3 protein-coding genes are annotated in these 15,508 nt (G+C 74.9%); 1 reads left to right on the top strand and 2 read right to left on the bottom strand.

Features of this window, described 5'->3' with window-relative positions; genetic code table 11:
* The first annotated feature begins 46 nt into the window (after positions 1–46).
* Positions 47–5,827: a hypothetical protein gene (locus N6H00_RS06315; RefSeq protein ID WP_268970574.1), complete on the top strand. Its 5,781-nt coding sequence runs from the start codon at positions 47–49 to the stop codon at positions 5,825–5,827.
* 10 nt (positions 5,828–5,837) lie between these two features.
* Here the strand turns inward: N6H00_RS06315 and N6H00_RS06310 are convergent, their stop codons facing one another.
* Both N6H00_RS06310 and N6H00_RS06305 read right to left on the bottom strand, forming a co-directional pair.
* Entirely contained in the window at positions 5,838–6,734 is an 897-nt protein-coding gene (locus N6H00_RS06310; RefSeq protein ID WP_268970573.1) for an Ig-like domain-containing protein, read from the bottom strand.
* A 122-nt stretch (positions 6,735–6,856) separates the two neighbouring features.
* Entirely contained in the window at positions 6,857–15,481 is an 8,625-nt protein-coding gene (locus tag N6H00_RS06305; protein WP_268970572.1) for an Ig-like domain repeat protein, read from the bottom strand.
* Positions 15,482–15,508: the final 27 nt, after the last annotated feature.

The raw sequence follows: 15,508 nt of genomic DNA, 5'->3' as shown, positions 1-15,508 counted from the left end.
CCCGCCCGACACCCCCACCCCCTTTCGACAACGAGAGTCCGCCGCCATGTACGAGCTGTCCCGGATCCGCCTCTACTCCATCGGGCCGGCCGGTGCGCGGTATGCCGACACCGTGCTGGACCTGCGCGGAGTCGGCGAGCCGGTGCCCAGCCCCGCACCCACCCAGGCGGAGTTCTTCGAGGAGGAGCCGGTCGGCCCGCCGCGCCGCCCCGCCCCCGCCGGTGTGCTCTTCCTGGAGAACGGCGGCGGCAAGTCCGTCCTGCTCAAGCTGATCTTCTCGGTGATGCTGCCCGGCCATCGCAACACCCTGGGCGGCGCCAGCTCCGGTGTGCTGCGCAAGTTCCTGCTCGCCGACGACTGCGGGCATGTCGCGTTGGAGTGGCAGCACACCGTCACCGGCGAGACGGTCGTCGTCGGCAAGGTCAGCGAATGGCGCGGCCGTCAGGTCTCCAACGACCCGCGGAAGTTCGCCGAGGCGTGGTACTCCTTCCGGCCCGGCCCCGGGCTGAGCCTGGACTCGCTGCCGGTCGCCGAGTCCGCGGCGGTGCGGCCCGCCGTCGAGGGCGCCTCCACCGCACGTGGCCGCCGCCGCACCATGAAGGGCTTCCGTGACGCCCTTACGGAGGCCGGCAAGGCGTACCCCCATCTCGACGTGGTCTGGGTGGAGATCCACGAACGCTGGAACGAACACCTCGGCGAACTCGGCCTCGACCCCGAACTCTTCCGCTACCAGCGGGAGATGAACGCCGACGAGGGCGAGGCCGCCGGACTCTTCGCGGTGAAGAACGACTCCGACTTCACCGACCTCCTGCTGCGCGCCGTCACCGACACCCGTGACACCGACGGGCTCGCCGACCTCGTCCACGGCTTCGCCCACAAGCTCGGCCGCCGCGCCGAGCTGACCGCCGAGCGCGACTTCACCGCCGGTTCGCTCGATCTGCTCCAGCGCATCGCGGACGCCGCGGAGCGGCGTGAGCAGGCCCGCGGGGTGCACGCGGGCGCCGAGCGCCGCACCCGTACGCTCGCCCGGCGGCTGTCCGCGCGCGGCGCGGAGGAGCGGGCGCGCGCCGCCGAGCTCGCCGAACAGGTCGCCGCCGCCGCACAGGCCGTGACCGACGCCGAGGGGGCGCGCGGCCGCAGCGGCCTCGTGGCCGCCGAACTCGCCTACCGCCACGCCTCCTTGGCGCTCGCCGCCGCCGAGAAGGGCGCCGCGGCGCAGCGCCGGGAGCTCAACGACGCCCGCACCCTGCACTCGGCCTGGCAGGCCGCCGAGACGGTGCTGCGCCACCGGGCCGCCGCCGACCGCTCGGCGCGCGTCGCCGCCGCCATCCGTGAGGCCGAGCGGGACGCGGCCCCCGCGCTCGCCGCCCGCGCCAAGGCCGCCGCCGACCTCGTCCGCGCCCTGCACGCGGCGGCGGAGGACGGCGAGCGGGTCGCCAACGAGGAGGAGGAGCGCTCCGCCGCCCTCCAGGAGGCCGGCGAGGCCGCCCACCGCGACGCCACCTCCGCCGCCACGGCGGCCCAGCGCGCCCGCAGCGAGGCCGACCATCTGCGCCAGCGGCTCGTCGAGGTCGAGCAGGAGACCGCCGAGGCCGTCCGCGCCGGATGGCTCGACGACTCCGCCCCCGACGCCGACCCGGCCCGCGCCGCCCTCGCCGCGAGCGACGCCGAGAAGACCACGGTCGCCGCCTTCGACGAGGCCCGCGAGACCGCCCGGCGCACCGCCGACCACGCGAAGTCGACCGCCGCCGAGGAGGCCCGCGCCGAACTGGCCGCGGCGCGGGCGGTGGACGCGGCGCGGGCCGCGGAGTCCGCGTACGACGCGGAACGGCGCGCCGCCGAGGCGCTGGGCGCGGAGCAGCGCCTCATCGAACTGCTGGGCCTCCCACAGCCCCCCGTCGCCGTCCCCGCCCCACGCGGCGGCGCCGCGCGCCCGTCGGCGGCGGACGCGCGCGGGACGCGCGGGGTGACGATCCGTATCCCGGACGTCCCGGGCCCGCGGAGCACCCGCGCCCTGCCGGCCGACTCCGAGCGGCCGGGGTGGATCACGGCCCGCGTGGACGAGGTGGGTGAGGCGGACGAGGACGACATGGACGACGTCGGCCTCTCCCAACTCCCGGCCGCCTTCCGCGCGACCCCCGCCACCGGCGCGTTCCTCCTGGAGGGACCCCCCGAGCCCGCTGACCACGCCTACGCCACGGAGGGGCCCTCCACCGCCGCCCGCGCACGCCTCTCGCACGAGGCGGACGACGAGGACGACATGGGCCGGCCGAGCGCGGGACGGCCGGACGCCGCACCGACGGACGAGGCCGCTGCCCCCGGCTCGGCCGGGACCAGCCAGGCGGACCGGGCGACGGGTGGCGTCGCGGGCGCGAAGGGCGACGCCACTTCGGAGGGGCACGGGGTGTCGGACGCCGACCGGGCGGGTGCGGAAGGCTCCGCCGGGCACGCGGTCGGCGATACCGCGCGAGTCGGTGGCGGACGGCCGGACGTCGGCCCGGCGACCGGCGGCGTACCCGCAACTCGTCCGGCGACCGGCGGCGTTCCCGTCTCTCGTCCGGCGGCCGGTGCGGATGAGCCGCGTCCGGTCGGCCACGCGGCGGGGCATGTCGGGGAGGCGGGGGAGGCCGCCGCCCCCGTCGGCGCGGAACGGCCGGACGCCGAACCGATGGGCGGCGCGGCGGGGCCGGGCTTCGCTCGGCACCGAGTGGCCCCTGCCCAGGACGCGGCGGCGGAGGCGGGGCAGGCCCCGCGGCGTCGTCCTCTGGCGGCGGAGTCGCGGCCGGCCGGGCGGGTGACGGTGCGGATCGACGAGGCCGAGGACGGCGAGGGCGGCCCGCGCCCGGATGGCTCGCGTGGCCGCGGCCGGGTCGTGGCGGCCGAGTCCCGGCCGTCCGGCGAGGTGTCGGCTCGGGTCGAGGACGGCGACGGCGACCAGGGCGAGGCGGAGCCCGCCGCCGCCCGTACCGGAGCCGTCGACGACTCCGATTGCTGGGCCCCCGAGTCCGATGGCCACCCCGGCGGGGAACCGAGCGGCCGCTCCCGCCCCGCCCGGCGCTCCCTCGGTGACGGGCCGCTGACCGCCGAGGAGCTCGACCGTAACGCCGACGCGCTGCGTGAGCTCCTCGAGGAGAGCGTCGCCTCCGCCGAGCGGCAGCTCTTCGAGCTGCGGACCGCCGCCGCCGAGGACTCGCGGATCCTCGGCGCGCTCGGCGACGGGGGGCTGCTGCCGCCCAGCCCCGATGTGCTGGCGGCCGTCGAGTACCTCGGCGAGCACGGCATCCCCGCCCTCCCCGGCTGGCGTTACCTCGCCCAGGCCGTGGACCCCGCCGACCACGCCGCCGTGCTCGCCGCCCGCCCGGAGCTGGTGGACGGCGTCGTCATCACCGACCCCGGCACCCACGCCCGCGCCCGTGAGGTGCTCGGCCAGGCGTCGCTGCTGCCCCGGTCCGCCGTGGCCGTCGGGACGTCCGCAGCGCTGCTCGCGCCGACGCCCGCACCCGGCACCGAGGACAGCGGAGTCTTCCTGGTGCCGCCGAACCCGGCGATGCACGACGAGCGCGCCGCCGACGACGAGCGGCGCGAGCTGCGGGCCCGCGCCACCGAGCGGGACGAGGAGATCAGGGCGCTCGCCGCCCGGCTGGCCGGGGACCGGGCGCTGTCCGCGCGGCTCGCCTCCTGGCGCACCGGCTGCCCACCCGGACGGCTCGCGGAGCTCGCGGCGGCGGCGGAGACGGCCCGCGAGACGGCCGACACCGCACAGCGCGTGCTGGTGGAGGCGCGGACGGTACGGGCGGAGGCCGATGAGGCCGCCACCGAGGCCGCCCGGGTCCGGGACGAGCGTCAGGAGGCGGCGCAGCGGGCCCGCCGGGTGGCGGACGCGCTGGCCGGTCTGGCGTACCGGCTGCGTGAGCGCGCCACCTGGCAGACCCGGCTGCGCGAACTGGCCGAGGAGGCCGCGGAGTACGAGGAGCGCGCGGCCGGCTGCGTGGACCGGGCCCGCGCCGCCGACGAGGACCGGCGTGCCGCCCAGCGCGCGGCCGACGACGCGCGCCGCACCGCACGCGCCCTGCGCGCCGAGCGCGCGGAGATCGCGGGCGCCCCCGATGACCTCGGCGAGGACTCCGAGCCGCCCTCCGCCTCGCTGCCCGCGCTCCGCGAGGCGTACCGCGCCGCCTCCCAGGTCTACGAGAAGGTCGGCGTCGGCGCCGACCTCCGTGCCGAACAGGCCCGCGCCGAAAGCGACGAAAGCGCGGCCCTCGCCTCCCTCGACCGGCTCACCAACAAGGTCCGCACCCGCGCCGCCCAGCTCCTGGAGGGCACCGACGGCGCCGACGCCCCCTCCCGGCAGGCCGCCGCGGCCCGCGCCGAATCGCTCGTCCAGTTGCTGGAGAGCCGCGCCTCGGCGGCGAGCGAGCAGCTCGGACGGCTGCGCGGCGAGGCCGAGCGGCTCGCCCCCGCCGAGGGCGACGCGCACACCGAACTGCCGGAGGAACTGGTCCCGGCCGACGCCGAGCAGGCGAAGGAGCTGCTGCGCACCGCCAACGGCGAACTGGCCGCCCGTACCGACGCCCTGGACACCGCCCGCACCGTCCACGCCGACCTGGTGCGCGCCCACCGCTCCGCCGAGGACGCGGCGGGCGGCTTCGACGAGACCGCCGCCCTGCTGCGGGATCTGCTGCGGGACGGCCCCGGCACGGAGGACGACGGCGAACGGCCCGAGCCGTACGCGGGCGGTCTCGCCGAGGCCCGTCAGGCCGCCGCCGAGGCCCGCCGCTCACTGCGCGGCTGCGCCGCCGACCTGTCGGCGGCCGAGGCGGCGGTCCGGGAGGCCGGCGACATCCTCGTACGGCACGCCAACTCCACCCGCTACGAGCAGGTGCGCACCCCGGCCCGTCAGCAGATCCGGGAACTCCCGGCGGCCGCGCTGCCCGAGCACGCCGCCGCCTGGGCCGAGGCGTTCGCCCCCCGGCTGCGCGTGCTCACCGACGAGCTCGAGCAGCTGGAGCGCAACCGCGATTCCATCGTGGACCGGCTGCGTGGCCTGGTCGAGTCCTGTCTGGCCACCCTGCGCTCGGCGCAGCGGCTCTCCCGGCTGCCGGAGGGGCTCGGCGAGTGGTCGGGGCAGGAGTTCCTGCGGATCCGCTTCGAGGACCCCGACCAGGCCACGCTCACCGAGCGGCTCGGCGAGGTCATCGACGAGGCGACCCGCTCCGCCGTCCGGAAGAACTCCGACCTGCGGCGGGACGGCATGTCCCTGCTGCTGCGCGGGGTCCACGCCGCGCTCCAGCCGCGCGGGGTGGCCGTCGAGATCCTCAAGCCGGACGCGGTGCTGCGCGCCGAGCGGGTGCCGGTGGGGCAGATGGGCGATGTGTTCTCCGGCGGCCAGCTGCTGACCGCCGCCATCGCGCTGTACTGCACGATGGCGGCCCTGCGCAGCAACGACCGGGGCCGGGACAAGCACCGCCACGCGGGCACCCTCTTCCTCGACAACCCCATCGGCCGCGCCAACGCCACCTATCTGCTGGAGCTTCAGCGGGCGGTCGCGGACGCGCTGGGTGTGCAGCTGCTCTATACGACCGGGCTGTTCGACACCACGGCGCTGGCCGAGTTCCCGCTGGTGATCCGGTTGCGCAATGACGCGGATCTGCGGGCCGGGCTGAAGTACATCAGCGTCGAGGAGCATCTGCGGCCGGGCCTCCCGGTGCGGGAGCCGGAGGAGGAACAGCAGGTGCACGGCCAGATCACCGCGACGCGCATGTACCGGCGGCCGGACGCGGACGCGGGCGCGGGCGCGTCCGCCGAGGTTTCGGCGGACGGCCCGTGAGCGTGGTGGGCTATCCCGGGCCGGTGTTCACCGTCTGGGTGATGGACGCCGAGGAGGACGTGTAGTTGACGTCGCCGTTGTAGTTGGCGGTAACGGTGTGCGTGCCCTTCTGCAGCGGGTTGAACGTCGCGGAAGCGGTGCCGTTCACCAGTGTCACCACCTGGGGGGTGCGATCGGTGATGGCCAGGGTGACGGTCCCGGTGGGCGTTCCGGCGCCCGGGGCGACGGGGGTGACGGTCGCGGTGACCGTCACCGGATCACTCACCGTCGAGGGGTTCGGGGCGGAGGACACGGCGGTCGTGGTGGCCGCCTTGTTGACGGTCTGGGTGTCAATGCCACTGGACGTACTGAAGTTGGTGTCCCCGTTGTAGCCGGCCGTGATGGTGAAGGGGCTGCCGGTGGTGGTCGTGTAGGTGTGGGTGACGGTGGCGACACCGCCGGAGAGCGGTGCGGTGACGGTCGCCGTGCCGTCGCCGAAGGAGAAGGTGACCGTCCCGGTCGGAGTGCCGGACCCGGACGCGACGGTCGCCTGAACGGTCACCGGTCGGCCGACCACCGAGGGGTCGGGGGCCGATGTCACCACCGTGGTGGTCGCGGTCTTGCTACTGAGGGTCTGGGTGTCGGTGCCGCTGGACGTACTGAAGTTGGTGTCGCCGTTGTAGGCGGCCGTGATGGTGAAGGGGCTGCCGGTCCTGGTGGTGTAGGTGTGGTTGATCGTGGCGACCCCGCCGGAGAGGGGGACGGTGCCGTTGCCGGTGCCGTCGCCGAAGCTGAAGGTCACGGTGCCGGTCGGGGTTCCGGCGCCGGGGGAGAGGGACGCCACGGTGGCGGTGATGGTCACCGACTGCCCGGCCGCCGAGGGGTCCGGGGCGGAGACCACGGCGGTGGTGGTGGTCGCGCGGCCCACGGTCTGGGTGTCGGTTCCGGTGGACGTCGTGTAGTTGGTGTCGCCGTTGTAGGTGGCGGTGACGGTGTAGGGGCTGCCGGTGGTCGTGGTGTAGGTGTGGGTGGTGGTGGCTGTGCCTCCGGTCAGGGGTGCGGTGGCGGCTGGGGTGTTGCGCCGAAGGTGAAGGTGACGGTTCCGGTGGGGGTGCCGGTGCCGGGTGTGTTGGGTGTGACGGTGGCGGTGAGGGTGATGGTTTGGCCGGTGACGCTGGGGTCCGGGGTGGTGACCAGGGCGGTGGTGGTGGTCGCGCGGCCCACGGTCTGGGTGTCGGTTCCGCTGGACGTCGTGTAGTTGGTGTCCCCGTTGTAGGTGGCCGTGAGGGCGTACGGGCTGGCGGAGGCGCCGGCGTAGGTGTGGGTGGTGGTGGCTGTGCCTCCGGTCAGGGGTGCGGTGATGGCTGGGGTGTTGTCGCCGAAGGTGAAGGTGACGGTTCCGGTGGGGGTGCCGGTGCCGGGTGTGTTGGGTGTGACGGTGGCGGTGAGGGTGATGGTTTGGCCGGTGACGCTGGGGTCGGGGGTGGTGGCCAGGGCGGTGGTGGTGGTCGCGCGGCCCACGGTCTGGGTGTCCGTACCGCTGGACGTCGTGTAGTTGGTGTCCCCGTTGTAGGTGGCGGTGACGGTGTACGGGCTGGCGGAGGCGCCGGCGTAGGTGTGGGTGGTGGTGGCTGTGCCTCCGGTCAGGGGTGCGGTGATGGCTGGGGTGTTGTCGCCGAAGGTGAAGGTGACGGTTCCGGTGGGGGTGCCGGTGCCGGGTATGTTGGGTGTGACGGTGGCGGTGAGGGTGATGGTTTGGCCGGTGACGCTGGGGTCGGGGGTGGTGACCACGGCGGTGGTGGTGGTCGCGCGGCCCACGGTCTGGGTGTCGGTTCCGCTGGAGGCCGTGTAGTTGGTGTCCCCGTTGTAGGTGGCCGTGAGGGCGTACGGGCTGCCGGAGGCCCCCGCGAACGAGTGGCTGGTGGAGGCGAGGCCGTTGGAGAGCGGAGCGGTGACGGTCGGGGTGCCGTCGCCGAAGTCGAAGGTGACCGTCCCGGTCGGCACACCCGCCCCCGGCGCCATCGGTGTCACCGTGGCCGTGAGGGTGGTGGGTTGGCCACTGACCGTGGGGTCCGGCGAGGAGACCAGCGCCGTCGTGGTGGCCGCGCGGCCCACGCTCTGGGTGTCGGTGCCGCTGGAGGAGAGGAAGCCGGTGGCACCGTCGTAGACCGCGGTCACCGTGAAGCCACCGGAGGTCGCGTAGACGTGGTTGATGGTGGCCGCACCGCCGGAGAGCGGCGCCGACGCGACCGGGGTGCCGTCGCCGAAGTCGAACGTCACAGTGCCGGCCGGCACGCCCGCGCCCGGTGCGACGGGTGCCACGGTCGCCGTGAGGGCCACCGACTGGCCGGTCACGGACGGGTCCGGTGCGGAGGCCACCGTCGTGGTCGTCGACGCCCGATTGACGGTCTGGGTGTCCGTGCCCGCGGAGGCTTGGAAGTTGACGTCCCCGCTGTAGGCGGCGGTGACCGTGTACGGACTGCCCGCCGTGGTCGGGTAGGCGTGCACGACGGTCGCCACGCCCCCGGAGAGCGGCGCGGTGACGGTCGGGGTGCCGTCGCCGAAGCCGAAGGCGACCGTGCCGGTGGGCACTCCGCCACCGGGCGGGGTCGGTGCCACGGTCGCCGTGAAGGTCACCGCCTGGCCGGTCACCGAGGGGTCCGGGGAGGATGTCACCGTGGTCGACGTGGTGGCGGCGCTCGCCAGCACCGTATGCGTCCCGGTGGCGGCGGAGGGGGTGAAGTCGGCGTCTCCGCCATAGGTGGCGGTGACGGCGAAGGGGCTGCCCACCGAGGTGGCGTAGGCGTGGGTGGTGGTCGCCACCCCGCCGGTGACCGGTGCGGTGACGGTCGGTGTGCCGTCGCCGAAGTCGAAGGTGACGGTGCCGGTGGGGGTGCCCGCGCCCGGGGACACGGCGGAGACCCGGGCGGTGTAGGTGACCTGTTCTCCCGCCACGGAGGCGTCCGGGGAAGAGAGCAGGGTGGTGTTGGAGGCTGCCTGGCCGACGGTCTGGCTGTCCGTTCCCGCCGAGGGCGTGAAATCGGCGTCGCCGCTGTACGTGGCCGTGATGGGGTAGGGGCTGCCGGAGGTGCCGGAGTAGGTGTGACCGACGGTCGCGGAGCCCGCGACGACCGGTGCGGTGACGGGCGGGGTGCCGTCGCCGGGGTCGAAGGTGACCGTTCCGGTGGGGCTTCCTGCTCCAGGTGCGGTCGGCGAGACGGTGGCGGTGAGGGTCACCGCCTGGCCCGGCACCGAAGGATCGGGCGAGGACGTCACGGCGGTGTCGGTCGAGGCCGGGGAGACGGTCTGGGTGGCGGTGCCCGTGGACGGGGCGACCGCCGCGTCGCCGTTGTAGGTGGCCGTGATGGTGTACGGGCTGTCGAAGGCGATGGGCCAGGCGTGCGTGATGCCCGCGGCCCCGGCTGTGACGGGCACGGTGACGGTCGGGGTGCCGTCGCCGAAGGTGAAGGTCACGGTGCCGGTGGGGGTTCCGGCCCCCGGGGCGACCGCCGCGACGGTGGCGGTGACGGTCACCGGCTCACCCGTCACCGAGGGGTTCGGGGAGGCGCTGACCGTCGTCGCCGACGACGCCCGCTCGACGGTGTGCGTTTCGGTGTCCACCGAGCCGATGAAGTCGTCGTCCCCGCTGTAGGTGGCGGTGACCGTACAGGGACTGCCGGCCGCGCTCGGGTAGGCGTGCGCGGCCGTCGCCACGCCGTCCGCCACCGGGACGTCGACCGGGGCGCTGCCGTCGCCGAAGTCGAACGTCACCGTGCCCGTGGGCGAGCCCTCGCCCGGCGCGACCGGCGCCACCCGCGCCAGGAACGTCACCTGCTGGCCCGTGACCGAGAGCTGCGGCAGCGCGCTGACGGTGGTGGTGGTCGAGGCGCGGCCGACGGTGTGGCTGTCGGTGCCGGTGGTGGCGGTGAAGTCGGTGTCGCCGTTGTAGGTGGCGGTGATGGTGTAGGGGCTGCCCGCCGCGCTCGTATAGGCGTGTACGGCGGTGGCGGAGCCCGCGACGACCGGTGCGGTGACGGGCGGTGCGCCGTCGCCGGGGTCGAAGGTGACGGTGCCGGTGGGCGTTCCGGCGCCCGGGGCGATGGGCGTGAGGGTCGCGGTGATGGCCACCGGCTCGCCGGTGACCGAGGGATCGGGCGAGGACACCACGGTGGTGTGGGCGGCGGCCGGGCCGACGGTGTGGCTGTCGGTGCCGGTGGTGGCGGTGAAGTCGGTGTCGCCGTTGTAGGTGGCGGTGATGGTGTAGGGGCTGCCCGCCGCGCTCGTATAGGCGTGTACGGCGGTGGCGGAGCCCGCGACGACCGGTGCGGTGACGGGCGGTGCGCCGTCGCCGAAGTCGAGGGTGACGGTGCCGGTGGGGGTGCCCGCGCCGGGTGGTACGGCCGCCACCGTGGCGGTGACGGTCACCGGCTGGCCCGCCACCGACGGTTCGGGCGTCCCGGTGACCGTCGTCGTGGTCAGGGCCTGGCCGACGGTGTGGGCGACGCTGTCGCCGGAGGCGGTGAAGTCGGGGGCGCCACCGTAGGCGGCGGTGACGGTGTAGGGGCTGCCCGCCGCGCTCGTATAGGCGTGCACGGCGGTCGCCAGGCCGTCGGTGACCGGGACCGGGGCCGGGGCGCTGCCGTCGCCGAAGTCGAACGTCACCGTGCCGGTGGGCGAGCCCTCGCCCGGCGCCACCGGTGCCACGGTCGCCGTGAAGGTGACCGGCTGTCCCACGACGGACGGGTCCGGCGCGGAACTCACCGTGGTGGTGGTCGCCGCTTGCAGGACCGACTGGGTCTCGGTGTCCACCGAGGACCGGAAATCGTCGCCGCCGCCGTAGGTCGCGGTGATCGTGTAGGGGCTGCCGAGGCTGCTGGTGTACGCGTGGGTGAGGAGGGCGGCCCCTCCGGACAGGGGCGCGGTGACCGGTGCCGTGCCGTCGCCGAAGTCGACGGTGACCGTACCGGACGGCACTCCGGCGCCCGGTGGCACCGGTGCGACCGTCGCGGTGACGGCCACCGGCTCGCCCACCACCGACGGGTCGGGGCCGGCGGTCAGCGTGGTGGCGGTCGTGGCCGGTTGCACGGTGTGGGTGTCGGTGCCGGTGGAGGGGGCGGAGTCGCCGTCGTCGGCGAAGCCGGCGGTGATGGTGTACGGGCTGCCGGAGGTCTCCGTGTAGGCATGGGTGACCGTCGCCACCCCGGCCACCGTGGGGGCGGTGACGGTCGGGGTGCCGTCGCCGAAGTCGAAGGTGACGGTGCCGGTGGGGGTGCCCGTGCCCGGGGCGGTGGTCGCGACGTTCGCGATGATGGTCACGGGCTGGCCGGCCGCGGATGGGTCCGGTGAGGAGAAGACGGTGGTGGCGGTGGCCGCCGGGGTCACGGTCTGGGTGTCGGTGCCCGTGGAGCCGGTGAAGCTCGCGTCCCCGTTGTAGGCGGCGGTGACGGCGTACGGGCTGCCGGAGGTGTGGAGGTAGGCGTGCACGGCGGTCGCGGTCGCCGTCCCGTCGTCGAGGGGCGCCCGCACCGCCGGGGTGCCGTCGCCGAAGTCGAAGGTCACCGTGCCGGTCGGGGTGCCGGCCCCGGCCTGGTCCGAGGTGACGGTCGCGGTGAAGGTGACCGGTTCGCCCGTCACGGAGGGATCCGGTGCGGAGCTCACCGTCGTCGACGACGAGGCCGGGGTGACCGTCTGGGTGTCGGTGCCGGTGGAGCCGGTGAAGTCGGCGTCCCCGCTGTAGACGGCGATGATCGTGTGGGGATCGCGGACAGCGGTGTACACATGACTGGTCGTCGCCGTGTCGCCGGTGAGCGGGACGGTCACGGTCGGGGTGCCGTCGCCGAAGTCGAAGATGACCGTGCCGGTGGGGGTGCCCGCGGCGGGCGGGACGGCCGCGACGGTCGCGGAGACGGCCACCGGCTCACCGACGACGGACGGATCGGGAGCGGAGCTCACCGTCGTCGAGGTGGCGGAGACGCTCATCTCCACCTGCTGGACGGTGGTCCCGGTGGAGGCGGCGAAGTCGGTGTCCCCGCCATAGCCGGCGGTGATCGTGTAGGGGCTGCCCGCGGTGGCGGCGTAGGTGTGCGTCGTCGTGGCCATCCCGCCGGCGACCGGCGCGGTGGCGGTCGGGGTGCCGTCGCCGAAGTCGAAGGTGACGGTGCCGGTGGGCGCGCCCGCGCCCGGCGGCACCGGTGCCACCCGCGCGATCAGCGTCACGCTCTGGCCCACCGCCGACGGATTCGGCGACGAGGTCACCGTGGTGGTGGTCGCGGCCGGTGCGACGGTGTGCACGAGGGTGTTCTCGGACGGGGCGAAGTCGGCGTCGCCGGCGTACTCGGCCGAGATGGTGTAGGGGCTGCCGACCGTGCTGGTGTAGGCGTGGGTGACGGTGGCCGAACCGGCCACGAGCTGGGCGGTGACGATCGGGGTGCCGTCACCGAAGTCGAAGGTGACCGGGCCCGTCGGGGTGCCCGCCCCGGGCGCGGTCGGCGTCACGGTCACGGTGACCACCTCGCCCGTGACGCTCGGGTCGGGCGTGGCGGTGATCGTGGTGGTGGTCCTGGCCGGGTCGACGGCGTGCAGGACCGTGCCGGTCGACGCCGAGAAGTCGGTGTCCCCGCCGTAGGTGACGGTGACCGGGTACGGGCTGCCCGCCGCGCTGGTGTAGGCGTGGCCGGTGGTCGCCGTACCGTCGGAGAGGGAGGCGGCCACGGGCGGAGTGCCGTCGCCGAAGTCGAAGGTGACCGTGCCGGTGGGCGTGGACGAGGCGGGTGGGACGGCCGCCACGGTGGCGGTGAAGGACACCGGCTCGCCGGTGACCGAGGGCGCCGGTGCGGCGGTCACCAGCGTGGTCGACCCGGCCTGGACGACCTGATGGGTGTCCGTCGCCGTGGACGGCTGGAAGTTGGGGTCGCCGCTGTAAGTGGCCACGACCGTGTACGGGCTCTGCGCCACGTCCGGGTTGGTGCGCGTGACCGTGGCCGTGCCACCGGTGGCGGGCGCCGTGACGGGCGGCGTGTCGTCGCTGAACTCGAACGTCACCGTGCCCGTGGGTGAACCCGCCTCCGGAGTCCCGGGGATGATTTTCGCGATGAACGTGGTCTCCTGGCCCACGGTGGAGGGTTCGGGCACGGAGGCGACGGAGAGGGTGGTGGCGGCCGGTTCGACGGTGTGGGCGTCGGAGCCGCTGGACGACGTGAAGTCGGTGTCCCCGTTGTAGGTGGCGGTGACGGTGTACGGGCTGCCGGTGGTGTCGGTGTAGGTGTGGGTGGTGGTGGCGGAGCCCGCGAGGACCGGTGCGGTGATGGGCGGGGTGCCGTCGCCGGGGTCGAAGGTGATGGTGCCGGTGGGGGTGCCCGCGCCGGGTGGTACGGCGGTGACCGTGGCGGTGAGGGTGACCGGTTCGCCCACCGCCGACGGGTCGGGCGCGGTGGTCACGGTGGTCTCGGTGGCGGCGGGCTGGACGGTGTGGGAGCCGGTGCCGAGGGACGTCAGGAAGTTGGCGTCGCCGCTGTAGGCGGCGGTGACCGCATACGGGCTGCCGGCGGCGTCCGGGTAGGTGTGGGTGGTGGTGGCGGAGCCCGCGACGACCGGTGCGGTGACCGGTGGGGTGCCGTCGCCGGGGTCGAAGGTGATGGTGCCGGTGGGGGTGCCCGCGCCGGGTGGTACGGCGGTGACCGTGGCGGTGAGGGTGACCGGTTCGCCCACCGCCGACGGGTCGGGCGCGGTGGCCACGGCGGTCGTCGTCGCGGACTGTCCCACGGTCTGGGTGCCCGTCCCCGTGGAGGGGGTGAAGTCAGTGTCGCCGCTGTAGGTGGCGGTGATGGTGTACGGGCTGCCGGCGGCGTCCGGGTAGGTGTGGATGACCGTTGCCGTGCCGGTGGACACCGGTTGGGTGGCGGTCGGGGTGCCGTCGCCGAAGTCGAAGGTGATGGTGCCGGAGGGGATGCCCGCGCCGGGAGGTACGGCCGTGACCGTGGCGGTGACGGTGACCGGCTGTCCGGCGAGGGACGGATTCGGTGAGGAGACCACGGCGGTGGCCGTCCCCGCCTGGCCGACGGTCTGGCTGTCCGTCCCCGTGGAGGGGGTGAAGTCGGCGTCGCCGCTGTAGGTGGCGGTGGCGGTGTACGGGCTCCCGGAGACGTCCGCGTAGGCGTGGGTCGCCGTCGCCGCCCCGCTCGCCAACGGCAGGGTGGCGGTCGGAGTGCCGTCGCCGAAGTCGAACGTCACCGTCCCCGTCGGCGCACCGGCCCCCGGCGGCGCGGGGGCCACCCGGGCGGTGAAGGTGACCGGCTGTCCGGGCACGGACGGATCGGGAGCCGAGGTCACCGTGGTGGTGGTCGATGCCGCCCCGACGGTCTGGGTGTCCAGGCCGGTGGAGGCCGTGAGGTACGGATCGCCGCTGTACGCGGCGGTGATGGGGTACGGGGTGGCCGATGGCGCGGCATAGACGTGGCCGACCGTGGCCGTGCCGTCCGTGAGGGGGGCGGTCACGGTCGGGGTGCCGTCGCCGAAGTCGAAGGTGACGGTGCCGGTGGGGGTGCCCGTCGTGGGCGGGACGCCCGTCACCACGGCGGTGAAGGTCACCGGCTGGCCGACCACGGCGGGGTCGGGCGCGGAGGTGACGGCCGTCGTCGACGGCGCCTTGTAGTCGAAGCCGCCCGGCACCGTCACGCTGCCCCCGGCGGTGGTGACGGTGATGTCGGCGGGCCCGGGGACGCCCGGCGGTGTCACCACGACGAGCAGGGTGTCGGAGTACGAGCGGGAGGACGCCACGGGGACGCCGCCGAAGGTGACCGCGGTGACCTGGCTGAGCCCGGTGCCGGTCAGGACGACGGTGTCGCCGCCGGCGACCGACCCCGTGGCCGGACTGACTCCGCTGACGACCGGGACGGCGGCGTAGGTGTAGAGCAGCCGGTTGCTCACTCCGCCCACGGTGATGACGTACACCGGAACGGTGCGGGCCCCCGCGGCCGGAGGAGCGGTCACGATGAGGTGCTGGTCGGAGACGGCCGTGGGGAAGGCGACGGAATCGCCGAAGCGCACCAGCCGCGCGGTGTTCAGATGGGCGCCGGTGAGCTCGACGACGTTGCCCCCGCCGATCGGACCGGCCAGGGGCGTGATACCGGTCAGGGTGGGCCAGGGGATGTAGAAGAAGTAACCGATGGGCGCCGTACCGCCCGGAGTGGTGACCTGGACCGGAACCGCTCCGGTCCCCGAGGGGCTCACCGCGAGGATGGTCTGGTCGTCGAGGACGGAGAAGCCGGCCGCCCGGCGGTGCCCGAAGAACACGGCCGTGGCGCCCGAGAAGTGGCTGCCGATGATGGTCACCAGGGTGCCGCCGCTGTAGGGCCCCTGGTCGGGGAAGATTCCGGCGAACTGGTTGAGGAGCCCCGGGGCGTCCAGGGAAGCGGCGGACCCGGCGACCGGGCGGTGCGCCGGCCGGTCCGGGGCGCCGGCGAGGGCGTCCAGCAGGGCGCCGCTGTGGAAGGCCGCCAGCGCGTCGAGGCCGTCGGCCGCGGTGCGCACCACCAGGCGATCGGTCATGCGCCGGGCCAGGACCGGGATCGGCGCGCGGAGCGTGGGCACGAACCTGCGCGACTCGGGATCGATGACGGCGATGCAGTTCTCACCGGGGTCGGTGACGATGACGAGTCCGCACGGGCGACAGGGCATGACGGTTCCGATCTGGCAAGGCGTCGT

Source organism: Streptomyces sp. S465 (assembly GCF_026898115.1).
Lineage (GTDB): Bacteria > Actinomycetota > Actinomycetes > Streptomycetales > Streptomycetaceae > Streptomyces > Streptomyces luomodiensis.
Note: the sequence above shows the minus strand (reverse complement) of the source record. Positions and strands in the feature narration are given on the sequence as shown.

Coding starts and splice junctions, on each gene's coding strand:
- N6H00_RS06305 (WP_268970572.1), bottom strand. CDS start 15,481: ATGCCCTGTCGCCCGTGCGGACTCGTCATCGTCACCGACCCCGGTGAG.
- N6H00_RS06315 (WP_268970574.1), top strand. CDS start 47: ATGTACGAGCTGTCCCGGATCCGCCTCTACTCCATCGGGCCGGCCGGT.